Origin of the sequence: Nocardioides terrigena (assembly GCF_003047265.1) — a bacterium.
GTDB lineage: Bacteria > Actinomycetota > Actinomycetes > Propionibacteriales > Nocardioidaceae > Nocardioides > Nocardioides terrigena.
Genome location: NZ_PZYY01000001.1, coordinates 538,544 through 563,174, shown reverse-complemented (window position 1 = coordinate 563,174; position 24,631 = coordinate 538,544). Strand labels below are relative to the sequence as shown.

Genomic DNA, 24,631 nt, shown 5'->3' with positions numbered 1-24,631 from the left:
TGTCGCATCGACCACGACCTCCCTAGTGTCTCCCGCTGGTCAACACCACATCGGTTAGCGCGATCTGCGCCACCATCCACTTGCCCACCCATCCACCAACCTTCTGGAGCCCGCCGCCCAGCAGCACACCGAAACCAGCCCACCGGCGAGCAACGCCCTGTTGGGCTGTTAAACCCTCATGGCGCGCGCCGTCTCTCGCATCCACGTCGAAGGTGCCTCGCGTCCTCCGGTCCGAGCAGGGTGCGGCCCGAGGTCGGGACCCGGACCAAAACCACGGTCATTCTGTCGAGCAGGATCATCACGTGTTCAGGGAAGGGCGACGTATTTCCCAAGACAACAACCGAGCCTGCCACTCTGGATTCGTCAACGCGGCACACGCAGGTGCGGCCCTCGGTAGGATCACTCAAGTTTCCCTCACATGCCGCTTTGAAGATATTTTGAAAGGACCGCATCATGGTTGAAGGCACACTTGGTGCTCCGCAGGTTCCGGACTTCCTTCGCGCCAAGAGTGACCGCGCAGTGAAGCGGGAACTAAAGGGGATCCTTCAGAGCTACCACCACTATTGGGACATCCTTGCGGAGCTTCTTCAGAATTCTCGGGATGCGATAGAGCGACGCAAGGCCGAGCAAGCGAGCGCCGGAGTGCCTGTCGACGAAGGCAGGATCCATGTAATTGTCGACGCGACTCAGCGGTCAGTCGAAGTCATCGACAATGGAACCGGCATCGCTTCCGCATTCATCGAAGAGGTTCTTGCTCCGGGCGGGGGAGATAAGTCATCGCACGATGATCAAGTTGGCGAGAAGGGCGTCGGTCTCACCTATGTGGCATTCAGCGGGGATGACTTCTCATTAGCCACAACGTCCGGGACAGACTCGACCGCTTGCACCCTAACTGGTGCGTCAAGTTGGGTCTCAGCCGACGACCAGTCGGTCTATCCGCCCAAATTCGAACTGCTTGATTCGAAACCAGCTCCGGCGGGATTTGAATCCGGGACATACACCTCCATACGAGTCGGTGGAATCCCTCAACGAGCATCAACGGATCTCTTCTCCCTCACTAGTGACCAGTTAAAGTGGGTCCTGCGCACGCGTACGGCTATTGGAGATACTCACCAGCTCTTGCGGGGCGAGCCCCTGCCCGCAACGACGGTTACCTACGCGTGGACCTCGGTCGACGGCGAGAGCATCACCGCGCCCATTGCGTTTGGATATCCGGAGCTTGCGGGCCCTGGCGCGGCTCCTATCGATGAGGTCAACAGCAACTTGGTTGGCAAGACAGACGCGGCATCGAGAAAATACCTCACTGGGAAGGTCGTGACGGGCCACAGGGTGATCGGAAGTGGAACGGACACACTGCGCGTTTACGGGGTCATGCTTCCAGGCAACCGCGCAGTCGACGCCTTGGCCGAGGCGTACCACTTAGGTGTGGACGAGGACGGTGCAAGCGCAATCCTCAACGCAGGTATATTCGTTGTCACGAAATCAATGCCAACAGGAGTCGCCATTTCTCCAGCTCAGCGAGGCGCATATCCGGCGTACTACAAACGCTGCATCTTTCTGGTCGAATCCGACCGCATCGATTTCGATCTCGGTCGCAAGTCGATGCACTGGCAGCACGAACGCCGACTGCAGAACGCTGTCGCTGACCTGTTCGTTCAATTCGAACGTGTCGCGAAGTACCAAGCCCCCTCGGAGACCTCGCCAGTCGCGCCCACGCCGGAAACTTCCGCTGAGCGCAAGCAGCGAATCAAAAAGATGTGGGAGCAAGCAGAAGGTCGCCATCCCCTCGGCTGGCCGGGTGTGGCATTCGCGAAAGTGCCGACGAACCAGGAGGCCGCCGTCGCAGCACTCTTCCACGAGTTGCTAGGCGCGCAACAGATCAAAAATATCCGGCCTCTTGCCGCCGGCTACTCGACCCAATATGACCTTCTCGCTCACTACGTCGGCGGTGGCGAAGAATTGCCGATCGTGATCGAATTCAAAGACAAACTCGAGAGCGTGCTGTCTGACTTCCGCGATGGCGTGAAAGCAATTGGAGACATCGATCTCTTGGTTTGCTGGGACGCCAATCAAATCAAGATCGCAGAGGTTGGACTACAGCTCAACCCCGAACCCAACCCACCGTACGACGGGGTGACCCACCAGTTGCATCTGCCGGCTGAAATCAGTCCGGAACCTATACCCGTGATTGTCTTGAAGAGTCTCCTCGAGAAGACGGTGGCACCTTAGGCGTCCACCTCAAGGCACTACGAAGCGGACCGCTCCGGGATAGGAGCGGTCCGCTTTCACGTCGGGTACTCGACCTAGGGAGCGGTCGAGCGAGCGCTAAGCATCAAACCCATGACGATCGAGACCGCGAAGGGTTCGCCTGTCGCCGCGCTCGGCGCGAAGCACTTTCAGACTGCATCGAAGCCGAGTTCGACTGCCTTATCCAAGAGCTGCAGGAGTCGCACAGATTGCGCCTCAGACGGAAACCCGGCCTTTCGGCCGATGACCAAGTCAAGGATCCCTGAGTGGATCGGAGACAAGATCCTCTTCTCTCGAGCAAACTCCTCCAAGGCCAACCACTCTGACGCCTGCTTCGCAACCACCTTCGCCTGTGCGTCGATGCCTTTGTCGATCTTCTGAATCTGCACCGCGTCCTTGCGCCGCTCAGCGGCCTTCTCGCGGGTACCCACGGATCGAAGGAGCTCTGGAGACAGATCGTGAGGCACCTGACGGACCAGCTCCCAGCACTGCTCCCTTTTTGCCCACTCGGTTACGTTCAGGACAGGCCTCTTGTCAGACAGCAGGACGAGCTGGACCTTCTCGCCAATCCTCAGGCACTCCTCGACAACTTCGGGGGAGACTGCTTGCCGCGCCCAGATTGCCTCAAGGTCGAAGACACCACCCTTCGCCTGCCTTCCGACTTCGTGCGCAAGCTTGGCGACGGAGTACGTGGTGTAGTTGGCTAGGTAGCCCTTCTCGTACCAAGGCGCTTTGGCAATTGCGGACCGGACGGTCTCGAAGAGGATGCCCTTCGCGACCAGCTGCTTCCAATAGAGCTCGTTGAAGGCAAGATCAGACGCCTCCCACTTCTGCGCGACCAGGTCAGCGAACGCCATGAAGTTGCGCTGGGCGCCCGCGCTGACCATGTGCGGGCGCATTCCCCAGGTCACTTCGTACTTCGCAGCTGCGGTCTTGTCGATCATCTGCGCCTTTGGGTACTCCGCTTCGAACTTGCGCTGTTCCGCTGTGGTGCGCTTGCTCTTTTCGTTCTGATAGGAACCACGTGTCCGCTCGTAGAACCACTTGGTCTGGAAGTTGACCCCCGGCTGAGCGGGAACCAGTACGCGCTGAGAGAGTTCAGCAAGCCTCACGTGGAACGGGCTGTTCGAGAAGAAGTCGGCCTCGCTGACCCGGTTCTGGCTGTTGGCATACCTAGAGATGAGCGGAATCATCTCGGTGGCCACCTGAGGCTCGACGACAACGAGTTTCATCTGGACGTAAACGTCCTCCAAGGAGGATCCCTTGTTCTCACGCTTCACGTAGAACAGCGACGCGGTCGTCTGGCCGCCATTGACGATCTGCAGATCGGTGATGGCAGCGATCCCCGCACCCGTAGTCGAGACCGCCGTTGCGGTCGCCGTGATGCCATTGTTGTAGGCCAAGAAGTTGGCCGGTGAGGCGGCGACCGTCGACCGAATCCCCTTGTTCACCTTCCCCCGATTACTGAGGTACGAACGGACGTTCCCCTCCAACAGACGGCTCCCGTGCCTTCCGTACAAGTCCGCAAGCATGTTGGCCGGCACAGCCGCCAGGTAGGTGGTGAGCCTGCTCGCAGAGTCGACGACCTCGAGAGCGGCCAACCCATCGGGCTGCCATTCGGTGAGGTCGACAACCAGCGACTCGCGGCCCGTCAGGGACTGCTCGACCTGATGCAGCCGCCGAGCGTCCCACGTGTGAAAGTCAACGGGAATCCCACCGACCACCGTTGACTCCAACGCCTTCGTCGTGGCGCTGAGGCTTCCGTCGGTCAAAAGGTAAAGGCGGTAGCGGCTGACATTCCGTCCCCGACGGCGAAGATCCTCGGCTAGCTGGAATTCAGCGGTGCTCTCCTCCCGCCCCTCTCGGAACGCTCCGCTGATTGCCTCCTCTAGGAAGAACTGCAACGCCCTGAAGCGGCTGCTGACGTCAGTGGTCGTTAGCGAGGTCATGTCTTCGCCGCCGTCGTACAACGCCACCGCAAGCGCCACCGAGTTGTCGCTGTCGTCGAGGTCGAAGCCGTGGACAGCCAGCTTGCGGCGAGCGTTGCCAATTCCCTCGAAGTCGAGAACCTGCAGGTTCTCGATCTCCTCCGCGCCGGCCAAGCGTTCAGCGACCTCGCCAAGAAAGGCCTCCTTGCTGAAGGTCTGCTCAACCGCCGCTCGTGCGCTTGCTCGGTTCAGCAGGTCTCGTCGGAACTCCTCGAGTTGCACCCGAATCCCTACACCTTCTCGTATGCGGTTTTGAACGGTTCGAGCGCAGACAGCACCAGCTCGTACCTGACAGCTTCCACACCCAGCACCAGTTCCTGCGCTCGGATCGCGGGGAACTCCGTTGTCACCTTGTACGTGGATACGGATTGCACCTTGAACCATGTCTCGCCGTAGTAGTCATCTGTGAGATCCACGCCGAGTCGCTTCAGCCGGGCATCGAGCTCACCTCGGCCCACACCGCTGTCGTCCAACCGGCCGACGGCTTCTTCGACCAGGAGAAGAAGATTGATCGCATCACCCTCGGCCTGGGGAACTTGGGGAGCCATGAGAACGATGAGTTCCATCTCCTCCGCATCGAGTTGTTCAGCGCTCGAGATCTTCACGGTTCGAGCAGTCGGGCCGACAGCCTTGATTTCGTGCAGCCCAGAAGACGCGTAGTAGAAGTCCTGGGGTGACCCAAGCGGCCCGAGCCAGCCAGCCAGCGCGTCACCGAACGCGTGTGATGCAGACGCTCGCCGGCACAGGAACCAGATCTCACCCACAAGTCCTCGAAGCGCCTCGATTCCCAACCGATGCAAAGGAGTTGGGGTGAGTAGACGCCGCCACTGAGCAAATACCGCCGACATGAGGCGAAGTGCGTCGTCCTCCGACCCAGCTCCCCTGGTGCGGTCCACGACGTCGACCGCAAGGCGGATGAAGACCTCAAGGAACTGAGCATCCTGAAGAGTCAAGGTGAGTACCCAAGCAGGACCGTGCTGCGCTCGGTCAACTACAACGACATCCGCCAACTCAGGGAGCGCCGGCCGTGCGGCACTTCGAACCTGGACTCGTGGACGCCCTAAGTCACTTGCGCCCACATAAATCTCAAGCGGATGTTCCACTTCTGCCAGTTGGACGCCGACACTTCCGAATGCCAAGTCCGTGCGCCACTTATTCTCGAAGCCAGTCTCACTCATCGTCCACCCCGTCCACGTCCAAGAGCTCGTCACCCGCGTGTTCTTCGAATGCAGCTCCTTGCCAAGCCCCGAGCGCGACTGAGTTCAGCATGTACTTGATCTCGGCACCCTTCTCGTCCGCAGCCCCTGGAATGCCGACCTTGACTCCGACGAGGTGGTCGATGCCGGACTCCCTAATGGCTTTCAGCAGTTCAGCGCCGGTCGCATCATGGTTCGTTGCCGGGCCCGACTTCTTGTCGGGCGTCGCCTTCAGGCTCGGCTCGACCAGATAGATGAGCAGAACCGGTTTGCTCAACGAGGAGTAGACCTCGGGCTCCGTGAGGCGGTGATCCACGGCTTCCCCGGCCCTGGCAACATCCGTGCTACCCGCCAATCTGGAGCTGCTTCCCGAGACGCGCAGAGGGATCACATCGACCCCACTGACTCGAACCGCGGCCGATGAGGCGACCGCCCTCGTCGGACGTTGCAATGTGAGGCGGTCCGACAGCGTGACGGCGCTGCCCTTGCCCGGGATGAATCCCACTGTCCAGCGCTTGAATCGCTCGGTCTTCGTGGTGCGGACGAACGAGGCCAACGCGGAGTCGGCGAAGAACGGATCCCCGACAAAGGCCACGTACTCGTCAAGGAAACGCGCCACGATTTCACGATCCACGTCGTGGATCGCTCGCACAGTGCCTGTCCCGTCATCCCACGTTGCACCGGGATGCTCGAACTCGACGGCCGCGACCATTCGACTGACGGCTTCGTGATTGTCCGCAATGACGGGGATGGCGCTGCTCAACCTGACTGTCTCAAGGTTCTTCGCACCGGCAACGTTCACGGTCCAAGCCTTCACCTCCGCGGCCTTCATCTTGTTCCGCGCAGTAATCAGCAACGACTCGGGATGCATGCGCACGCGAAGCCCGAAGTCCTTGGGAGTCAGTCCCTGCTTCTTCATGGCTCTTAGCTGAGCTCGCAGGTCGTCCACGATCCCGGCCACGTATCGGAATTGATGGGCCACTTCCTCAGGAATCCAGACCCGACAGACATCGTCGTAGTTGGGTCGGTATCCAAACCAGCGAGCCATCTGAAGCAGGGTGTCCGAGGCTCCCACGAGGCGGTGGAAGTAGCTGACGGTTAGGCCCTCGAGGGTCAGACCACGGCTCAGGACGTCGCCGCCCACCGCGATCATCCGATCTGTTTCGACCTCTGTCAGGTCGGCAGCGTTCCGCACCCGGTCGGAGTTGATGAGCTTCACTCCCACGCCGTTGACGGCAGCCTTCAGGAAACGGGACAGGGAATCCCAGTCGGCAGCCGTCCCGCCGTACTGCACGCCGTACGTCTCACGCAGTCGGGCCAGCTCGTTATGTTCCAATCCGCCTGCTGAACCCACTGCATGCAACTCGACTGCGTTCCTGATCCGCTCGAACTCGACTTCTATGAGTCCGTGCACCTGGGCCTGCACGCTCTTGAATCGAGAGACATTGACCAGCATGGCGCGCGGGCTGCTGTCCCCCCGTTGTTCACGAATCGCAGAAGCCACGACGAAGGTACGGAGGGCCTCATGCAGCGAGGCGGGAAGAGCCGCAACGTGTAGGTGGGACTTGTGCCTGTAGGGGAAGTGCTCGTCAGCGTCGGTCAGGTCAACCAGGCGATCGGAGTCAATGACGTCCTCGGTCCCGAAGTACGCCGCACTGCCGACGTAGTTCGTGGGCGCCTCCAAAGTCCTGATGTAGTCCTGCGGGAAGAGATCGTCCCCCAGCGTCTCGTCCTCCGTCTCGTGGTCGATGAACACATTCGCAAACGGTGTCGCCGTGAAAGCGAGGTACGACGTTCTCGTTGCTAGGCCCAGCACTTCACGGATCAGTGCGTTGATGACCGTGGGCGAGTCTTGGTCCTTGGTGTTGACCGACGCATAGTCGGACTCGTCGTCAATGACGAGCATTGGAACGTCGAGTTGCGCGGATCCGTTCCGTTGCGCCGCCACCCAGTCGCGAACATTCTCCAGGGCCGTCTTGTTCTTCTTGATGACGAAGACGAGCGGGGTCGGAGAATTGGGGTCCACCAAGATGCTCGTCGCCTGCTTCGAGGTCTTCCGGAAGTCGGTTGCCTGGGTGGTCATGGCTTGCGCGCCAACGAACCCAGCGACGTGCCACTTCCCCACTCCAAAGCTTGCCGACTCGCGTGATGTGTCGCGGCCCAGCAGCCCCTCGTCGACGCGGAACTGGGTCTGCTTGCGAAGTGCTTCGGTCCCACCCGCGAGCAGGATGATCAACTTGTATCCGGCGTCCGCTGCGCGATTGACAACCCCAAGGTAGGTGGCAGTCTTCCCCGACTGAACATCTCCGATGACCAGTCCGCGCCGCTTCCAGCTCCCCTCACGGGTGGGATCCCCGAGGCAGTTGAGCACCTCGCTGGTGGCTTGGTCGAGGCTGCCTACAACGCTCGGAGAGAATCCCTTACTGAAGAGCAACTGCTTGTACGCGACCCAGCGCTGCCAGCTGATGCCGTCGTGTCGCTCCGCCAACCAGTCCACGTACGTGGGTGCAACCAGAGTAGTACCCTCGTCCATAGTGATCTTGACGCGAGACTTCACGATCTTTCCGATGACGATCCAGTCGGCGTTACTCAGATCGTCGTAGAGGCCCACTGACTTGAAGAACGACACCTCCTCATCAATGGCCAATACAGGCACAGGAGGTGTCGGGAACTTCTTGTCCAGCCGGATGAGCAGCATCTGGACCACCTCGTGGTCTGCCAGCTTGTTCGTCTCCTGATGGGCCACATTCATCTCTCGGCCAAGACCTTTCGCAACGTGGATTCGAACTCGCTGGATGAGCCGTAGGGCTCCATCCCCAGCAGCATGGAAATGAAGTCATCCACGTCCGGATGCGTGTCGAGGAAGACAGGTCGCAGGCTCACCGCGCGCTTCACCAGCTCCTCAACTTGAGCGCGATCCTGGATGCTGACTCCGTCGTCACTCAGTCTGTTGTGCGCGTCCACAACCGGAAACGACTGCTCCATCACGTCAAGCAGAGCAGCAAACTGGGCCAGCTGCGCCGGATCCAGTGCCTCACAGAAGTGCCGCAGGAGGGGGTGGTGACGGTTCACCTCGTATCGAAAGTCCTTGTCCCTCTCGACAACCACATCCCAGACCCTGGTAAGAGAGTCGTCCGCCTTGAGCTTGCGACCGCGGAATCGCTGAACGCGCTCACTCGGAGCCACCAGCTGCCCCGCGAGCGTGCGGAGGGCATCCCGCATCTCGCGCGGTGGCGTCGCCTGCGACTTCTTGATGTCGAGCGCCCAGAGATGGTCGAGCGAATTGGGCACATCGACCCGCACGCGAGCGAGCTTGGCCATCTCGGACTTGGGGTTGAGACGGAACCAGGTGCCCCAGATGACGAGCCGGCCACCCCTATAGATGTAGAACCCCTGGCTGTCCCGCAGCGAGCCCGCGACCATCGCCTTCCGCTTCTGCTGGATCGTCATCTTGTTGATGAATGGAAGCGTGTATGCCTGCACAGGAAGCGACACCCCGTCGACCCGAATCGTCTCGTCTCGACGCTGGGTCGCTTTGGAAGACGAGACGAAGGGGTCCAAAGTGTCGACTGAATTCCCGTTGAAACTGATCTGCACTTTTGCGCAGCCGTCGCCGGTGGCGAATCGGTGAAAAACCAGTTCGCAGTGTGACCGCACCCTCATCAAAGCGGCGTCGAAGTCGGCCTGAGTGGATCCCTCCGTCATGGCGAGAAGGTCCAAGTCTTCCCACGACACCAAAGTGCCGTGCTCGCTGTCATCGAACCGCTCCCAGCCCCATAGGCCTTCTGCTTCTGCAGACTCCAGCTCTAGGACAGCCCAAGTTCCCGATGCGACCACGTGCTCCAGGTCCCAACGCAGAACCGTGGTGACGCCGTCACGACGTGTTGCGATCGTCAGCCTTCTGCACTGCGAGAGCGAAGCTGTTTTGAGGCCAAGTCCGAATCGCCCGAGGTCCGTGGCATTGCGCACCTCGTTGGGGCTCCTCGCGGCCAAGCGCATGGCGCTCAGTGCAGTCGCCCGATCCATACCCGCACCATCGTCGAGAATGGACAATCTGAGTGGACCCGACGGCGACGCGAGCACATCGATCTGCGATGCGCGCGCCGCTATCGAGTTGTCCAGCAGATCGGCCACGGCGGTCTCGAACGAGTAGCCAACCGCTCGCATCGACTCCAACAGATGCGGATCGGGCGCGAGCTCGATCTCCTTCAAAGCCTTCCCCCACTGAACTAGACCACCGACGATGCAGACTAGCGTCGCGATCGACTCGTCGCTCCAGAAACTAACGAAAATGGCTTTGCCGGGGGCCAGCACTCACCCCAAGAGGTCGGCCACAACCTCACCGATCCGCTTGGCAAGCAGCGGTGGAACTGCATTACCAACTTGGTGATACTGCTGCGTTCGATTGCCGACAAACAGGTAGTTGTCTGGAAAGGTCTGCAGTCGCGCTGCTTCTCGGACAGTGAGGCTGCGCATCTGCTCAGGATCCGGATGGATGTAGTAGTGGCCATCCTTCGCGATATGCGAAACAACGGTAGTGCTGGGTGACACCCACTGTTGGACCCGGAACCTGTCCGCGAACGGAGCGTCCGTCCTCGATGCGTTCCTATGGTTGGGAGCGAGCTGGGCCGGGAGGTCCATGACCTTGGGTGACTTGCCTCTCCCGGCCAGGTACGACAGGTACGCATACCGCTGCAAGTCGCTTGGCATGTGACGTCGCGCCTCGTGCAGGGTGATCCCACTCAGGGATGAATCGACTAGCCACTCAGCAAGCTCGCCCCTGATTCGCGACCGATACGGCAGCCATCTGTCGCCCAGCTCAGGCACTGCGTCGCGCTGAGGCTCCCGCTCGCCGGCCAAGGCGGCTGCGAGCATGCGTGACTCGTGCCAGGCGGACGGCGAATCGTTCGAGACTGGACTGATTCGGGACCGAATGGCGGGCAGGTCACCGATCACATCCCGCACCGAAACCTGCCCCTGCTTGCCCAGAACCATGGATGCGCGGGACGTCAGGTCCGACCGCACTCCCAACATGATCACCCTGTGGCGGCGCTGGGGAATGCCGTGCTCCTCCGCCCGGATGATGAAGTCAGAGGGCTGCAGGTCCGCAGCCGCCACCGGAACGACCAAAGAGCGAATCTCATAGTCCAGGCCCATTCGCGGACTCTCCAGGTCGGCCTTGATCCGTTCGAAGATCCGCCCGCCCTCGTGTTGCGACGACAGCATCCCCTTGACGTTCTCCATGACGAAGACGGCAGGCTCGAACTTCGCGATGATGTTGAGGTACTCGCGATACAGGACGTGCTTGTGATCGTCCTTGAAGCTTGGATCGCCGACCCTGCGTGAGCGCCCCGCGAGGGAGTACGCCTGGCAGGGCGGGCCTCCGATGAGCACCCACTCCCCGCCACCAGCGTTTCGTAACCGCTCTGCGATGACAGAGTCAGAGATCGCCCGAGTCTTCTCCCCCAGCTCAATCCGCCGGACCTCCTCGTCGGCCTCCTTGGCGTGTCCCTCGACGTCAGGGTGACGGTAGAAGTCCGTGAGACTCGTCCTTCCCGCCAATAGATCGACATAAGGCGCGGGTGTATGTCCAGTCACGCGCCGCAGGCCGCGGAAGGTGGCTCTGAGCTTCAGCGTCTCGCAGGCCCAGGGGTCCATCTCGATGGAGACCGCTGTGCTGAACCGTTGCTCACCGTTTGGGTCGTGCAAGGCCGAGAAGCCTTCGTTCAAGCCGCCGGGACCGGCGAACACGTCAATGACGGGGATGCTCACACTCGTTACGCCCTTCGTTCTCGTACGGCTTCGCAACGGGCCCGGCCCGTTGTTCGCTTGATTGACAGCATCCCTCAACGCACCGACAACGGGACGGGTGCCGCGCTGTTCCGACTTCGACCGGCGGCGTTCTGGTCCCCTGTCGTAGTTTGACCAAGTGGCCACCGAGCACGCCCGACCGGACCCTGCGACTGAGGAAGTTCGCCGCAGGATGCGAACGCAGCGTCGCGGCGACACCGCACCCGAACTGGCCCTCCGCAGCGAGCTGCACGGCTTGGGTCTCCGGTTCCGTGTGGGCGTCAAGGTACCGGGCAACGCGCGGCGAACGATTGACATCGCGTTTCCGAAGCAGCGCGTCGCCGTCTTTGTCGACGGCTGCTTCTGGCATCGCTGTCCCGACCATTCGATCCCAGCCAAGAACAACTCCGACTGGTGGGCAACGAAGCTCGAAGCGAACGTCGCCCGCGACGTTGAGACGACTGCGTTGCTCGTCGACCAGGGCTGGCAAGTGGTCCGCGTGTGGGAACACGAAGACCCGACGGAGGTGGCCGCCTCCATCAAGAAGCTGGTTCGGCCGAGCTGACGCCCAGTGCTGCCTAGATGGCGAGGGTCCAGCGCGAAGCCGCACCGCGGGAGGTCGGCGCGAGCTGACCTTCGTTCCTGAGATGCTGAGCCGCCCACCGGAGGTCGTACTGCCACGTGTAGAAGAGGTCGCCGCTCGCCCGCAGCTGCGGCTCGTTCTGCAACCAGACCTCGCGTGTGACTTCAACGACGGTTCCCGACCCTCCGAGTTGACGCAGAGCATCGAGGACCAGATTCGGCAGGTGTTGCTTGGTGAGCATGATCAGAGCTCATCACAGGATCGGTATACCCAGCAGCAGATTCTGGACTTTCACCGACGAGGACGAGGGCGGACCGCATGACGCGGCCCGCCCTCGACGTACTCATCAGGTCAGCTGCAGCCGCTGGTGCTCCCGCAGCCCTCGCAGACGTAGCAGGAACCAGCCGGCCGCATCTTCGTGCCGCAGGTCATGCAGAGCGGCGAGTCGACGGCGGTGCCGGTGAGCTTCTCGAAGAGCTCGGCCGTGGTCTTGGCCTCGGCGGGGGCCGGCTTGGCCGCAGCCTCGACGACCTCCTCGGCGTCCACGACCTCGGCGACGACCGGGTGGTCCTCGACGAGCTCGGCGGCGGAGCCGGTCTCCTCGACGATCGGCTCGTAGGAGCCGGTCTCGAGGTGGCGCTGGCGCTCGTCGGCCGAGTAGATGCCGAGCATCGAGCGCTCCTCGAAGGACAGGTAGTCCAGGGCCAGGCGGCGGAAGATGTAGTCCATGATCGACTGCGACATCCGCACGTCCGGGTCGTCGGTGAGGCCGGCGGGCTCGAAGCGCAGGTTGGTGAACTTCGAGACGTAGGTCTCCAGCGGGACGCCGTACTGCAGACCGATCGAGACGGCGATCGAGAACGCGTCCATCACACCGGCGAGGGTCGAGCCCTGCTTGCCGAGCTTGAGGAAGACCTCGCCCAGCTGGCCGTCGTCGTGGGCACCCGAGGTCATGTAGCCCTCGGCGCCGCCGACCGTGAAGGACGTCGTGCGCGAGACGCGCGACTTGGGGAGGCGCTTGCGGGTCGGGGCGTAGACGACCTTCTCGACGACCTTGGTCGCCGCGGCGTCCTTGGCGTCGGCCGCGTCCTTGGCGTCCTTCTTGGCCTTGCCGCCACCGTCGGAGAGCGGCTGGCCGACCTTGCAGTTGTCTCTATAAATGGCCGTCGCCTTGAGGCCGAGCTTCCAGGACTGCATGTAGACGTCCTCGATCTCCTCCACCGTGGCGTTCTCGGGGAGGTTGACCGTCTTGGAGATCGCGCCGGACAGGAACGGCTGGGCCGCCGCCATCATCCGCACGTGGCCCATGGGCTTGAGCGAGCGGGCGCCCATCGCGGTGTCGAAGATCTCGTAGTGCTCGAGCTTGAGGCCCGGGGCGTCGATGACGTGGCCGTGCTCGCCGATGTATGCGACGATCGCCTCGACCTGCTCGGGCTGGTAGCCGAGCTTGCGCAGCGCCCGCGGGATCGTCTGGTTGACGATCTGCATGGAGCCGCCGCCGACGAGCTTCTTGAACTTCACCAGGGAGAAGTCGGGCTCGATGCCGGTGGTGTCGCAGTCCATCATGAAGCCGATGGTGCCGGTCGGCGCGAGCACCGAGGCCTGCGCGTTGCGGAAGCCGTTGACCTCGCCGGTGGCGATGACGTCGGCCCAGGCCTCGGTCGCGAGCTTGAGCACGCGGCCGTCCTCGGTGTGCAGCACGCGCACCTGGTCGTTGGCGGCCTGGTGCTTGCGCATGACCCGCTTGTGGGCGGTCGCGTTGCGCTGGTAGCCGGCGTACGGGCCGACGATGCCGGCCAGCTCGGCCGAGCGCTTGTACGACGTACCGGTCATGAGCGACGTCAGCGCGGCGGCCATGGAGCGGCCACCCTCGGAGTCGTAGCCCAGGCCCATCGCCATCAGCAGGGCGCCGAGGTTGGCGTAGCCGATGCCGAGCTGGCGGTAGTCGCGGGTGGTGTCGCCGATCGACTCGGTCGGGAAGTCCGCGAAGCAGATTGAGATGTCCATCGCGGTGATGATGAACTCGACGGCCTTGGCGAAGAGCGCGGCGTCGAAGGTGTCGTCGTCCTTGAGGAACTTGAGCAGGTTGAGCGACGCCAGGTTGCACGACGAGTTGTCGAGCGACATGTACTCCGAGCACGGGTTGGACGCGGTGATGCGGCCGGTCTCGGGGTTGGTGTGCCAGTCGTTGATCGTGTCGTCGTACTGCAGGCCCGGGTCGGCGCACTCCCACGCGGCGACGCTGATCTTGCGGAACAGGTCGCGGGCGTCGACGGTCTCGATGACCTCGCCGGTGCCGCGCGAGCGCAGCCCGAACTCGGTGCCCTCCTCGACCGCGCGCATGAACTCATCGCTGACGCGGACCGAGTTGTTGGCGTTCTGGTACTGGACGGAGGTGATGTCGGCGCCACCGAGGTCCATGTCGAAGCCGGCGTCACGCAGGGCGCGGATCTTGTCCTCCTCGCGCGCCTTGGTCATCACGAACTCCTCGATGTCCGGGTGGTCGACGTCGAGGACGACCATCTTGGCCGCACGACGCGTGGCGCCGCCCGACTTGATGGTGCCCGCGGACGCGTCGGCGCCGCGCATGAAAGAGACCGGTCCGGACGCCGTACCACCGGAGGAGAGCAGCTCCTTGGAGGAGCGGATGCGGGAGAGGTTGAGGCCGGCACCGGAGCCGCCCTTGAAGATGAAGCCCTCCTCCTTGTACCAGTTGAGGATCGAGTCCATCGAGTCGTCGACCGAGAGGATGAAGCAGGCCGAGACCTGCTGCGGCGACGGCGTACCGACGTTGAACCACACGGGAGAGTTGAAGGAGAAGTACTGGTTGACCAGCAGCCAGGTCAGCTCGTGCTCGAAGATCTCGGCGTCGCCGTCGGTCTTGAAGTAGCCGTGGTCGATGCCGGCCTTGGTGTAGGTCTTCACAACCCGGTCGATGAGCTGCTTGAGGCTCCACTCACGCACGTCGGAGCCGACGGCGCCGCGGAAGTACTTGGTGGTGACGATCGTGGAGGCGTTGACCGACCAGAAGTCGGGGAACTCCACGCCGCGCTGCTCGAAGACGGTCTCGCCGGTCTTCCAGTTCTGCTGGACGACGTCGCGACGCTCCCAGGTGATGGCGTCGTAGGGGTGCGTGCCCTCGGTGCTGAAGACGCGCTCGAGGGCCAGGCCCTCGCCCTTGCCCTGCTTGGACGCGGCGCCGGTGCTCACCGTCTCGGTCATGGGTTCTCCTCTGGATCCCTCGTGCTTGGTCAACTCTGGTGGTCAGCCGAACTGCTCGGCTGGGAGTGGTACGCCCGGCACGCCGCTTCCCCACGACGTGCCGGGCAGTCTGTGTCAGCCCGTGGGGGCTGGATGTGCCGCCTCGTCCGGGGCGACCTCGTCGGGGACGAGGCGCTCAGCACGGAGGGTTTCGAGGCTCGCCGCTGACGCGTCGAGCACCTCAACCACCGGACTTCCTTCTTCTCGCTCCGCTCGGAGAAGGGAGATCTCGTCCTCGAAGTCGTCGGCGCTCTGGAAGGCGCGGTAGACGCTGGCGAAGCGGAGGTAGGCCACCTCGTCGAGCTCGCGCAGCGGGCTCAGGATCGCGAGGCCGACCTCGTGGGCCGGGATCTCGGCCTGACCGCTGAGGCGCAGGGCGTCCTCGACGGCCTGGCCCAGGCAGGCGAGCTGGTCCTCGGTGACCGGGCGGCCCTTGCACGCCTTGCGGACGCCGGCGATCGCCTTGTCCCGCGTGAACGGCTCGGTCGCGCCGGAGCGCTTGAGGACGGTCAGCTGCATCTGCTCGACGGTCGTGAACCGCTTGGCGCAGTCGTTGCAGGTGCGACGGCGGCGGATCGAGCTGCCGTCGTCGGCGACGCGGGAGTCGAGCACACGGGTGTCGGTGTTGCGGCAGTAAGGACAGTGCATGTGCGGGCCTCCCCCCTCGCTCGTCCGGTCGGTCGTCGGGGCGCGCTGCAGACACCCCTCATGGGGTGTCAACGCCTGTGGACCAGCCGGTGATTCCTGTGGACAAGTAGCCTCTGGCTGTGAGGTCAACACCCGGTCCCTGTGGACTAGATGTGGAGAACCACAACGGTGTAACTACTAGATGTAGTGGTAACCGTACGTTGGCGCGGGGACATGTGCAAGTGGTTCGAAATGATCATCCGGGGCGTCGCAGGGGGCCTCGGTAAAACCGCAGGTCAGTGCCCTCGAGGGGTTCCAGATCGGGTCCCGGATGGCCCGTTCGGGCGGCGTGTCGGGGGTCTCGCCGGGAGTGTTCCGGCCCCACGGTGAGCCGCCATCGGACACAATGCTCCCGTGGCATCTTCGGGGAAGCGGGCAGGGTCGCGGCGTGGCCCTCGCCAGAGCGGCGGGGTCAACAAGACTGCGCTCGCGTTGGCGGTCGGGATCACGCTGTGCGTGGTCGCGTGGGGCTACCTCGTCTACCTCGCCATCGACTTCGGCACGTCGGCACGCAGCGGCGAGTCCGGCTCCTGGGCGCTCCTGGCGCTGGCCTCGATCGGTGCGATCGCCTGCCTGTTCACCGGGCTGCTGCTGATCGCCCGGCTGATGCGGACACTGGGCATCACCGCGCCCCCCGACGACGAGCCCTCCGAGCCTGCTCCCCCGCGCGTCCCGGGCGGACGCAGAGCGGCCCGCTGAGCGGCGTACGACGTGGTGCCGTGCGCGCCCAACGGGCCGGTGCGGTGACGCTCGCGCGTCGGTGACCTCAGGTCACTCGTGCATCGAGCGCGGGATGCTCGCGTTGGCGATGCGGTTCTCGGCGTCGATCATCCAGGCGAGCTGCTCGAGGCGCTCGAGGATGGTGTGGATGATGTCGGCGGACGTCGGGTCGGCGGCGTCCACCTCGTCGTGGATGCGGCGGCCGGTGCCGGCGACGGCGTACAGCGCGGCGACGATCGCGTCGACGCAGTCCGCGGTGTCGATCTCGTCGGCGGGGAACTCGCTCAGCGACGTCTTCGCGGCGACGGTGGCGGCGCGGGCGTCGGGCGTCACGTAGACGGCGCGCATCCGCTCGGCGACGACGTCGGAGAACTCACGCGCGGCGTCGACGACCTCGTCGAGGGCGAGGTGGAGGTCGCGGAAGTTCTTGCCGACGACGTTCCAGTGGGCCTGCTTGCCCTGGAGGTGGAGGTCGGTGAGGTCCACGAGGAGCTGCTGGAGGTGGTCGGCCAGCTGCTGGTCGGCCTGGAACGCCGGGTGGGCGGTGTGCGTGGGGCGGGGTGCGGTCTGGGTCATCGTGAGTTCCTCTCGTCGGGTGCGAGGGCCACTCAACCCGCTTTTCTGGAACGATTCCAGTAAGGGAAGGCTCTCCTCGTCGCGCTCAGCGGGTCCGGAAGAAGCGGACCGTGTACGCCGCGACCTGGCCAGGCACGCCGTCGACGACGATGCCGCTGACCGTCACCCGGGCCGTGCCGACGGGCCTGCCCGGCCACCCGCGGGCGGGCATCTCCCAGACGAGGGTCGGCTTGCCGACGCCGTTGTCGGGCGTGCGGAGCTTGATGCCCTGTATCTCTTGCCTTCTGTATTCGACCTCGACGCGCGCCTGGGAGAAGTCCGTGTCGTCGGCGCCCGAGCTGAGCGACCAGCGGCCGCGGGGGTCGAGGCGACTCGGGAACCAGCCCGCCGTCGGCCACGACACCCATTGTGGGTTGGGTGCCGCTTCGTCGAAGGGCGAGCCGAAGAGGTGGGTGACGTTGGCAGTGCGGGTGCCACCGATCCCGACGGCGTCGAGGTAGGGGTAGAGGAGCCAGCGCCGGTGGCCGACGCGGTGGTTGCCGCCTCCCCAGTCGTCGAGGTACGCCTCGATCTTGTCGCTGTTGCTCTCCCGCGACGTGCCCTCGTAGAGGTTGGACTCCCCGGCGGCGTCGTAACCCGCGCGCGTCCAGCAGGGCCAGTCCCGCGGCGGGTAGTGGCTCACCGCGTGCTTGGCGGTCATGATCAGCGCGGCCGCCTGGGCCTGCCTCACCGTGCTCGCGTCGAGGGTGAGCGGGGTCAGGCCGGACATCCGACGGGCGAAGTTGATGGCGTTGAGCTGTCGCTTGGTGGATCCGTTGGCGAGCCGTCCCGGTCGGCACCGCTCGGTACTGCCACCTCGCCAGCGCGGCCTGCTCTGCTGCCCGCGGACCCACAGTCGCCGGTAGGCACCCTTGACCGCCGCCTTGCTGCTCGTGTCGATGGCGGTCGTTGCTCGTGGGGTGACGGGGCCGGTGATCTCGTACGTGGCGCGGGGCAGGTCATCTCCCGTGGCGGCGTTTGCCTGGGCGAGCGGCGCAGCCAGCAGGGGCAGGACGAGCAGGGCGGCGAGCGAGCGGCGTACGCGCATGGTCTGGCCTATCGAGCGATGGGAGTGGCGAGAACGTACTCCCCCGCGGCCCCGCGCGTCGTCCATCGTCGTCCGCCGTCGTCCACAGGGCAGGAAGTAGGGGTCGATCTCGCGGCGCTCTTCGCTTAGTTTCTGTTGCGTCGGCCGTGCTCGGGCATGGATCCGGCGATCTCGGGAAAGAAGGTCTTCATGAAGCTTGGCCCCGTACGCCGCGCTCTCGCGGCCGCCTGCGTCCTGCCGCTGGTGCTCGCCGGCTGCTCCGACGCCGCACCCACGCCGGAGATCCCCGACCCGACGACCTCGTCGCCGTCGCCCTCGGCGGACGAGACGGAGACGGGGCCGGTGGAGCCGACGCTTCCGCCGGAGGCGGAGGGGGATGGGGTGGAGGCCGCGGAGGCGTTCGTCTCGCACTTCTACGCGAGCGTCGACTACGCACAGGCAACCGGGGAAACTGAGCAACTGCGAAGCCTCAGCTCGAAGTCCTGCGCAGCCTGCGAGGGCGGCGCAGAGATTATCGAGCGCGTCTACAAGCAGGGCGGCGCGATCACCGGCGGCGACCACGAAGTCGAAGCAGCGCAAGTGACTGGCACTCGGCGCGTTGGGGATGCCGGCTCGCTCTACTACCTGTCCGTTCGAGTGAGCCGCACAGATCAAACCGTCACAGGTTCCAAGGACCTCGATGGCGAATATCCGGCCGCGACGCAGGCCCTGCGCTACGAATTGTTCTCGAGCAAGGTCGGATGGCAGGTATCCAAGTGGTACGCGAAATGAAGGCAATTGTCATGGCGATCGCCGTCGCACTCGCGTTGGTGAGCTCCGCGACAGCGGCATCGAGTCAGGGCGACGACTCTCAGAACCAGCCGCAGCCGTCATCAACGGCAACAGTGAATCCGAATCCGGACGCTGGCATCTACGAGCTTGGAGGCGAGGCAGCCACTCCCCCGGAACCGGGCTCGGCCGACGGAGGAGCTTCATCCGAAGGTGCCACTGAGACTGTTGCGACTCAAACTGCGCTCCCTCCCGGTGAGTGGGTCCAGTCTCAAGCGTGCAACACGATTGCCGCCTCTGGATGCGTCGAGCAATTCAGTTGCCCCGACGGCTCGCCACCCATCGTGTGGACGTACGTCCTTGCTGACGGCGGCCAACTCGGGGAGTACACGCAATGCCCCGAGGATCCTCCGCCAACGGCGGAGACCACCCCGACACAGACCGCCGACATCCCCGCTGAGGTTCTGAACGCCTTTAAGCGAGTCGCGCTCCCCCAGTCCACGATCAACGTGCAACCGCCCGGCGGCGAGACGCTGGTCAACCTCCCGACGATCCTGTCCACGAGCGCGGAGCGGCACCAGATCCCGGTCCACCTCGGCAGGGTCAACATCGACGTGCTGCTTGAGGTGTGGCCGAGCCGGTTCGTGTGGCACCACGGAGACGACACCAGCCAGGAGACCGCGGTCCCGGGCCAGGCGTGGACCGAGGGAGCCGACATGGGCGACCTGATCACCCACACCTACGCCAAGACGTCCGAGGGACTCGACCTCAGCGTCGACACGACCTGGTCCGCCCAGTTCAGGGTCGTGGGCCAGCCCACCTGGCGACCGGTCGACGGCACCGTGACCATCGACGGCACCCCCGTCACCGTCGCCGTACTCGAGGCCAAGCCGCAGCTCGTCCGCTGACCGGGGCGCCGGGAAGATGGCGGCCCACGAGATCCACCGGGTGGACCAGGTGGGCCGCTATGTCCGAGCGACCCGGCCGGGGGCTCGAGAGGGGTTTGCGCGCCGACTGCGACCTGAGGTCGTGGGTACCGCAGGTCGCACTCCGCGGTGCGGGCCTGGAAAGGGGGCCGAGAGTGGACTACGAGCTGAGTCACCGGGCGACTCAGCTCGCAGCGGCCGCGAGCACCCCCGAACAGGCCCCAGAAATGCCGCAAGGGGCGGGCCTGATGGGCCCGCCCCTTGTCTTCCCCGGTCCCGCCAGCCGGGGTCGAGTCGACTGGCGGAGAACTAGAAGGTCAGTCGACGCTGACCGGCACGCGGAGCTTCTGCCCCGCGGAGAGCGCGACGGTGTCGAGCGCGTTGAGGCGCTCGATCTCGCGCATGGTGGTGCGGACGTCACCGGAGTCGGTGAGGTCGGAGGCGATGCTCCAGAGGCTCTGGCCGGGCTCGACCATCACGATCTCGGTGGCCGGCGCCTGGCCGGCCTCGTTGGTGCCGACGGCGACGGAGCCGAGGAAGAAGCCGGCCATCAGGACCAGGGCCAGCGACGCCAGGAGGACGACGACACGGCCCCTCCGCGTCAGCCGCACCGACGACCGCGACGACGTGCGGGCGGTGCGCGAGCTGCGGGTCGGGGCAAAGGCGGGCGAGACGGTGATGGTGCTCATGTTGGCCTCCAGGGGAAGAGTCAGCCGGTGGGTGGTGTCGATCGGTTGATCTGGGATCTGTCTAGAGGAAGCCACCGACAACGCCGCCGAGACTGCCGATGACGTCGTCCGTGGATCGCTCAGGTGTTCGATCGAGCACGTGTTCGACAGTAGAGCGTGTGTTCGAACGACGCAAGGGGTTAGACGAACATTTGTTCGACGTGTCGCACCGCCGACCCCGAGCGACACGCGGTTCGAACAAATGTTTGAAGTCGAGTCCGCGACAGGACTACGGTTGGCGTCAACGCAGCACGGACAGGCCCAGCAGCAGGACCGCTCAGGAGGAACCCCATGGCCAGCAAGGACCGCAAGGGCAAGGTCGTCGAGATGCCCGACGGCCCGCCGGACGCGACCGGACTCACCCCGCGTCAGCAGCGCGTCCTCGCCACCATCAAGGAGGCCATCGAGACGCGCGGCTACCCGCCGAGCATGCGCGAGATCGGCGCGGCCGTCGGGCTGACCAGCTCCTCGAGCGTGGCCCACCAGCTCAAGGTGCTGGAGGAGAAGGGCTTCCTCAAGCGCGACCCCAACCGTCCGCGCGCGATCGAGGTCTTCCTGCCCGAGCTGATGGCCGCGCGCCGCTCCATCTCCAGCGCCGACGAGACCAGCATCGACGAGACCGACATCGGCAACACGGCTCCCCCGGCGACGTACGTCCCGATGGTCGGCCGCATCGCCGCCGGTGGACCGATCCTGGCCGAGGAGCAGATCACCGAGGTCTTCCCGCTGCCCAAGTCGCTGGTCGGCGAGGGCACGCTCTTCCTCCTCGAGGTGTCCGGCGACTCTATGATCGACGCGGCTATCTGCGACGGCGACTACGTCGTCATCCGCCAGGAGCAGACGGCGTCCAACGGCGAGATCGTCGCCGCGATGATCGACGGCGAGGCGACCGTCAAGACGTTCCAGCGCAAGGACGGCCACGTGTGGCTGCTCCCCCACAACGACGCCTACGACCCGATCGACGGCACCCACGCCACGATCCTCGGCAAGGTCACCGCGGTCCTGCGCCGCATGTGACCCACCCCGGCCTCTGGGCCGGTAGACCCCGGGATCCCCTGACACCCGTGTCGGGGGTACCGCCGGGAAAATCCCGATGCGCCCGGGCGCCTCGCCGCGAACACTGGACCGATGGCCTCACTCGTCGCTCCCGCAGTCCGGACCCGTACGGCGCGCACCATCCCGCCGGTCCGTCGGTCGGGTCTGCGCGAGCTCGGCGTCCTCGCGCTCGTGTACGTCGGGTACGCCGTCAGCCGGGTGCTGGCGGACGACTCTCTGGCCCCGGCGGTCACCCGTGCCGTCCGCATCCTCGACCTCGAGCGGACTCTGCACCTCGACGTCGAGGGCAGCCTCAACCGCTGGTTCCTCGAGCACGACACCATCGGGGTGGTGGCGTCGTTCCACTACGCGAGCGCCCACTACCTGCTGACCCTCCTGGTCGTCGTCTGGCTCTACGCCCGGCACCGCGCGGCGTACGGACCGGCACGTCTCGCGCTGGTCGGTGCCACCGGCGTGGCGCTGCTGGCCTACCTGGCCATGCCGACCGCCCCGCCGCGGCTGATGGACGGCTGGACCGACCTGCTCGCCGTGCACTCCGCCGCGGGCTGGTGGGGCGGCGACGCGTCGGCGCCCCAGGGGCTGGGCTGGCTGACCAACCAGCTGGCGGCGTTCCCGAGCATGCACGCCGGGTGGGCGCTGTGGGTCGCCCTTGCGGTCAGCCACGTCACCCGGCGACGGGCCGTCGCGGCGCTCGCCTGGGCACACGCGCTGGTCACCGCCGTAGTCGTCGTCGGGACGGGCAACCACTGGGTCCTCGACATCGTCGCCGGCTGGGCGGTCGTGCTCATCGCCTGGCGGACCGTGGGCCCGCAGCGGCGGTACGACGAGGCCACCGTCGACGTGGGCGGCACCTCGTCACGCCTCGCTGACCGGCGCTGACCAGGAACGTGGTCTGCTCACCGCCCCCGGCAACGCCCCCGCAGGACACACCGGACAGCGGTCAGCCAGCCACCCGGCGAAGCGCAGGAACGTGGCCTGCTCACCGCCCCCGGCGAGGGAGCTCGACCCTCAGCCCGACGCGAGCCGCGCGAGAGCCTTCCGCACGAGAGCGGGGTCGGTGGTGGTCCACATCGGCGGCAGCGAGGCCTTGAGGAAGCCGCCGTAGCGCGCGGTGACCAGCCGGGGGTCGAGGACGGCGACCACGCCTCGGTCGGTGGTCGTGCGGATCAGCCGCCCGGCCCCCTGCGCCATCAGCAGGGCGGCGTGGGTGGCCGCGACCTGCATGAAGCCGTTGCCGCCGGCCTTGTCGGCCGCCCGCTGGCGCGCGGACATCAGCGGGTCGTCGGGGCGCGGGAAGGGGATGCGGTCGATGATCACCAGCTGGCAGGTGTCGCCCGGCACGTCGAGGCCCTGCCACAGCGACAGGGTACCGAAGAGGATGGTGTGCGGGTCCTCGACGAACTGCTTGGCCAGCTCGGGCAGCTGGGCGTCGCCCTGGGCCAGCGTCGTCAGGTGGGGCAGAGCGGTGCGGACGTGCTCGGCCGCGGCCTCGGCGGCCCGCCGCGAGGAGAAGAGCCCCAGGGTGCGCCCGTCGGCGGCGTCGACGAGTTCGCAGATCTCGTCGAGCTGACTCTTGACCAGACCGTCGCGGCCGGGCGGCGGCAGGTGGCGGGCGACGTACAGGATGGCCTGCTGGCCGTAGTCGAACGGCGAGCCGACGTCGATGCCGCGCCACGGCAGCACCCCGTCGGCGGTGTCGGCCGGGGCCGCGGCGCCGTCCTCGACCCGCTCGGTCGGCTTGAGCCCGATCGAGGAGGCCACGGCGTTGAAGTCGCCGCCGAGCATCAGGGTGGCGCTGGTGAACACCACCGTCTTGTCGGACAGCAGCTTGTCGCGCATCTGGCCCCACACCTGCAGCGGCGCCACGTGCAGCCGCGGCGGGATGCGGGTGGACATGTGGGGAGGCGGCTCGCTGAGCCACAGCACGTCGGACTCCAGGTCGGCGGCCATCCGCTCGGCGTTGGCGAAGACGTCCTGCACCATCCCCTTGGCCTGGGTGCGGCCGGGGTCGGCCTCGCCGCCGTCGCCGGCGCTCTCGCGCGGGTAGGCCGACAGGCAGGTGCGCGCGGCGTCGCGCACCAGGGCCAGCGCCTCGCCGAGCTGGTCGGGCATCCGCTCGATCCGCCCGGCCATGGTGGCCTCGAAAGCGTCCGACAGCGCGTCCGCGGCCTCGGCCAGCGCGTCGGCCGAGCCGTCCTCCACGATCCGCTGCGAGCGCCGGGCGGCCCGCTCGACGTCGTTGACGGACAGCTCGTCGGTGGCGGCCTGGGTGACCCGCGCGGTGAGCTCGTGGGCCTCGTCGATGACCACGGCGTCGTACTCCGGGATCATCGGGACGCCCTCGATCGCGTCGATGGCCAGCAGCGAGTGGTTGGTGACGATGAGGTGGGAGCGCTGCGCCTTCTCCCTGGCCAGCTCGGCGAAGCACTCCTGGCCGAAGGGGCACTTGGCCGCCCCGAGGCACTCGCGGTGGTTGACGCTCACCTGGCGCCACTCACGGTCGGTGTGCCGCGGCGCGTTGTCGCGCTCGCCGGAGCCGCCGTCCTCGGCCTCCTTCTCCGCCCAGCCGCGCAGCTCGAGGACCGTCTCGGCCATCGACCCCACCGGGACGTCGACGAGGGCGCCCTGGTCGTCGGGCACGCCCTCGCGGATGCGGTGCAGGCAGGCGTAGTTGGAGCGGCCCTTGAGCACGGCGTACGACGTGTCGACCTTGCTGCCCCCGGGCGCGCCGGCCACCGCCGACATGAGCCGCGGGATGTCGCGCTCGACGAGCTGGTGCTGCAGCGCCAGGGTCGCGGTCGCGATCACCACGCGCTGGTCGTGGAGCAGGCTGGGCACGAGGTAGGCCAGCGACTTGCCGGTGCCGGTGCCGGCCTGGACGAGCAGGTGCTCGCCCTCGGTGAAGGCGCTGGCGACCGCCTCGGCCATCCGGACCTGGCCGGTGCGCTCCTGCCCCCCGAGCGCCGTCACGGCCTCGTGGAGCAGGGGGGTCACACCGGAGTCGGAAGTTGGCACCGG

General features: G+C 65.5%; 19 protein-coding genes. 7 read left to right on the top strand and 12 right to left on the bottom strand.

What is annotated here, in order from left to right:
- Nucleotides 1–453 precede the first annotated feature (453 nt).
- On the top strand, nucleotides 454–2,229 hold the full coding sequence (locus DAE25_RS02625) for an ATP-binding protein (RefSeq protein WP_107764648.1): 1,776 nt from the start codon (nucleotides 454–456) through the stop codon (nucleotides 2,227–2,229).
- Nucleotides 2,230–2,396: 167 nt separating this feature from the next.
- Here DAE25_RS02625 and DAE25_RS02620 read toward each other — a convergent pair whose 3' ends face one another.
- The 5 genes from DAE25_RS02620 to DAE25_RS02600 are packed head-to-tail and all read right to left on the bottom strand — an operon-like array spanning nucleotide 2,397 to nucleotide 11,203.
- A complete protein-coding gene (locus tag DAE25_RS02620; protein ID WP_159083527.1) occupies nucleotides 2,397–4,457 on the bottom strand; it encodes an AIPR family protein in 2,061 nt (686 codons plus the stop codon).
- 8 nt (nucleotides 4,458–4,465) lie between these two features.
- Complete coding sequence (locus DAE25_RS02615) at nucleotides 4,466–5,413, bottom strand: PD-(D/E)XK motif protein (protein WP_107764646.1); 948 nt, start codon at nucleotides 5,411–5,413, stop codon at nucleotides 4,466–4,468.
- Nucleotides 5,406–8,177: a Z1 domain-containing protein gene (locus DAE25_RS02610; protein ID WP_159083526.1), complete on the bottom strand. Its 2,772-nt coding sequence runs from the start codon at nucleotides 8,175–8,177 to the stop codon at nucleotides 5,406–5,408. Before DAE25_RS02610 ends, DAE25_RS02615 begins: the two co-directional genes overlap by 8 nt.
- 2 nt (nucleotides 8,178–8,179) lie before the next feature.
- Nucleotides 8,180–9,745, bottom strand: a complete 1,566-nt coding sequence (locus DAE25_RS02605) for an ATP-binding protein (protein WP_107764644.1) — start codon at nucleotides 9,743–9,745, stop codon at nucleotides 8,180–8,182.
- Complete coding sequence (locus DAE25_RS02600) at nucleotides 9,746–11,203, bottom strand: DNA cytosine methyltransferase (RefSeq protein ID WP_107764643.1); 1,458 nt, start codon at nucleotides 11,201–11,203, stop codon at nucleotides 9,746–9,748. It abuts the gene before it with no gap.
- A 157-nt stretch (nucleotides 11,204–11,360) separates the two neighbouring features.
- Here DAE25_RS02600 and DAE25_RS02595 point away from each other — a divergent pair, with 157 nt between their 5' ends.
- Nucleotides 11,361–11,786: a very short patch repair endonuclease gene (locus DAE25_RS02595; protein ID WP_234410806.1), complete on the top strand. Its 426-nt coding sequence runs from the start codon at nucleotides 11,361–11,363 to the stop codon at nucleotides 11,784–11,786.
- A gap of 13 nt (nucleotides 11,787–11,799) precedes the next feature.
- Here DAE25_RS02595 and DAE25_RS02590 read toward each other — a convergent pair whose 3' ends face one another.
- From DAE25_RS02590 to nrdR, 3 genes are all read right to left on the bottom strand, one after another.
- Entirely contained in the window at nucleotides 11,800–12,045 is a 246-nt protein-coding gene (locus DAE25_RS02590; RefSeq protein WP_107764641.1) for a hypothetical protein, read from the bottom strand.
- 110 nt (nucleotides 12,046–12,155) lie between these two features.
- Nucleotides 12,156–15,026: a vitamin B12-dependent ribonucleotide reductase gene (locus DAE25_RS02585; protein WP_107764640.1), complete on the bottom strand. Its 2,871-nt coding sequence runs from the start codon at nucleotides 15,024–15,026 to the stop codon at nucleotides 12,156–12,158.
- Nucleotides 15,027–15,140: 114 nt separating this feature from the next.
- Nucleotides 15,141–15,713: a transcriptional regulator NrdR gene (gene nrdR / locus DAE25_RS02580; protein WP_107764639.1), complete on the bottom strand. Its 573-nt coding sequence runs from the start codon at nucleotides 15,711–15,713 to the stop codon at nucleotides 15,141–15,143.
- Nucleotides 15,714–16,106: 393 nt separating this feature from the next.
- On the opposite strand from nrdR, the gene DAE25_RS02575 reads away from it, so the two are divergent.
- Nucleotides 16,107–16,451, top strand: a complete 345-nt coding sequence (locus DAE25_RS02575) for a hypothetical protein (protein ID WP_159083525.1) — start codon at nucleotides 16,107–16,109, stop codon at nucleotides 16,449–16,451.
- A gap of 72 nt (nucleotides 16,452–16,523) precedes the next feature.
- Here the strand turns inward: DAE25_RS02575 and DAE25_RS02570 are convergent, their stop codons facing one another.
- A complete protein-coding gene (locus DAE25_RS02570; RefSeq protein WP_056887733.1) occupies nucleotides 16,524–17,048 on the bottom strand; it encodes a Dps family protein in 525 nt (174 codons plus the stop codon).
- A gap of 85 nt (nucleotides 17,049–17,133) precedes the next feature.
- On the bottom strand, nucleotides 17,134–18,135 hold the full coding sequence (locus tag DAE25_RS02565; protein ID WP_159083524.1) for a CAP domain-containing protein: 1,002 nt from the start codon (nucleotides 18,133–18,135) through the stop codon (nucleotides 17,134–17,136).
- Nucleotides 18,136–18,291: 156 nt separating this feature from the next.
- On the opposite strand from DAE25_RS02565, the gene DAE25_RS23000 reads away from it, so the two are divergent.
- Nucleotides 18,292–18,906 carry a DUF6318 family protein gene (locus DAE25_RS23000; protein ID WP_159083523.1) on the top strand — a complete coding sequence of 205 codons (615 nt, stop codon included), beginning with the start codon at nucleotides 18,292–18,294 and terminating at the stop codon, nucleotides 18,904–18,906.
- A gap of 506 nt (nucleotides 18,907–19,412) precedes the next feature.
- Complete coding sequence (locus tag DAE25_RS02555; protein ID WP_107764636.1) at nucleotides 19,413–19,811, top strand: hypothetical protein; 399 nt, start codon at nucleotides 19,413–19,415, stop codon at nucleotides 19,809–19,811.
- Nucleotides 19,812–20,146: 335 nt separating this feature from the next.
- On the opposite strand, the gene DAE25_RS02550 is transcribed toward DAE25_RS02555, so the two are convergent.
- Nucleotides 20,147–20,518, bottom strand: a complete 372-nt coding sequence (locus DAE25_RS02550; protein ID WP_107764635.1) for a LysM peptidoglycan-binding domain-containing protein — start codon at nucleotides 20,516–20,518, stop codon at nucleotides 20,147–20,149.
- Between the two features lie 330 nt (nucleotides 20,519–20,848).
- On the opposite strand from DAE25_RS02550, the gene lexA reads away from it, so the two are divergent.
- Both lexA and DAE25_RS02540 read left to right on the top strand, forming a co-directional pair.
- A complete protein-coding gene (gene lexA / locus DAE25_RS02545; protein ID WP_056887728.1) occupies nucleotides 20,849–21,574 on the top strand; it encodes a transcriptional repressor LexA in 726 nt (241 codons plus the stop codon).
- Between the two features lie 111 nt (nucleotides 21,575–21,685).
- Nucleotides 21,686–22,492 (top strand): phosphatase PAP2 family protein, encoded by an 807-nt coding sequence (locus DAE25_RS02540; RefSeq protein ID WP_107764634.1) that lies wholly within the window; start codon nucleotides 21,686–21,688, stop codon nucleotides 22,490–22,492.
- Nucleotides 22,493–22,621: 129 nt separating this feature from the next.
- Here DAE25_RS02540 and DAE25_RS02535 read toward each other — a convergent pair whose 3' ends face one another.
- Entirely contained in the window at nucleotides 22,622–24,628 is a 2,007-nt protein-coding gene (locus tag DAE25_RS02535) for an ATP-dependent DNA helicase (protein WP_234410805.1), read from the bottom strand.
- Between the last annotated feature and the right edge of the window lie 3 nt (nucleotides 24,629–24,631).

Bases quoted from the DNA above. Each gene is read 5' to 3' on its own strand.
- lexA (WP_056887728.1), top strand. From the start codon at position 20,849: ATGGCCAGCAAGGACCGCAAGGGCAAGGTCGTCGAGATGCCCGACGGC.
- DAE25_RS02540 (WP_107764634.1), top strand. From the start codon at position 21,686: ATGGCCTCACTCGTCGCTCCCGCAGTCCGGACCCGTACGGCGCGCACC.
- DAE25_RS23000 (WP_159083523.1), top strand. From the start codon at position 18,292: ATGGATCCGGCGATCTCGGGAAAGAAGGTCTTCATGAAGCTTGGCCCC.
- DAE25_RS02625 (WP_107764648.1), top strand. From the start codon at position 454: ATGGTTGAAGGCACACTTGGTGCTCCGCAGGTTCCGGACTTCCTTCGC.
- DAE25_RS02550 (WP_107764635.1), bottom strand. From the start codon at position 20,518: ATGAGCACCATCACCGTCTCGCCCGCCTTTGCCCCGACCCGCAGCTCG.
- DAE25_RS02615 (WP_107764646.1), bottom strand. From the start codon at position 5,413: ATGAGTGAGACTGGCTTCGAGAATAAGTGGCGCACGGACTTGGCATTC.
- DAE25_RS02570 (WP_056887733.1), bottom strand. From the start codon at position 17,048: ATGACCCAGACCGCACCCCGCCCCACGCACACCGCCCACCCGGCGTTC.
- DAE25_RS02565 (WP_159083524.1), bottom strand. From the start codon at position 18,135: ATGCGCGTACGCCGCTCGCTCGCCGCCCTGCTCGTCCTGCCCCTGCTG.
- DAE25_RS02585 (WP_107764640.1), bottom strand. From the start codon at position 15,026: ATGACCGAGACGGTGAGCACCGGCGCCGCGTCCAAGCAGGGCAAGGGC.
- DAE25_RS02590 (WP_107764641.1), bottom strand. From the start codon at position 12,045: ATGCTCACCAAGCAACACCTGCCGAATCTGGTCCTCGATGCTCTGCGT.
- nrdR (WP_107764639.1), bottom strand. From the start codon at position 15,713: ATGCACTGTCCTTACTGCCGCAACACCGACACCCGTGTGCTCGACTCC.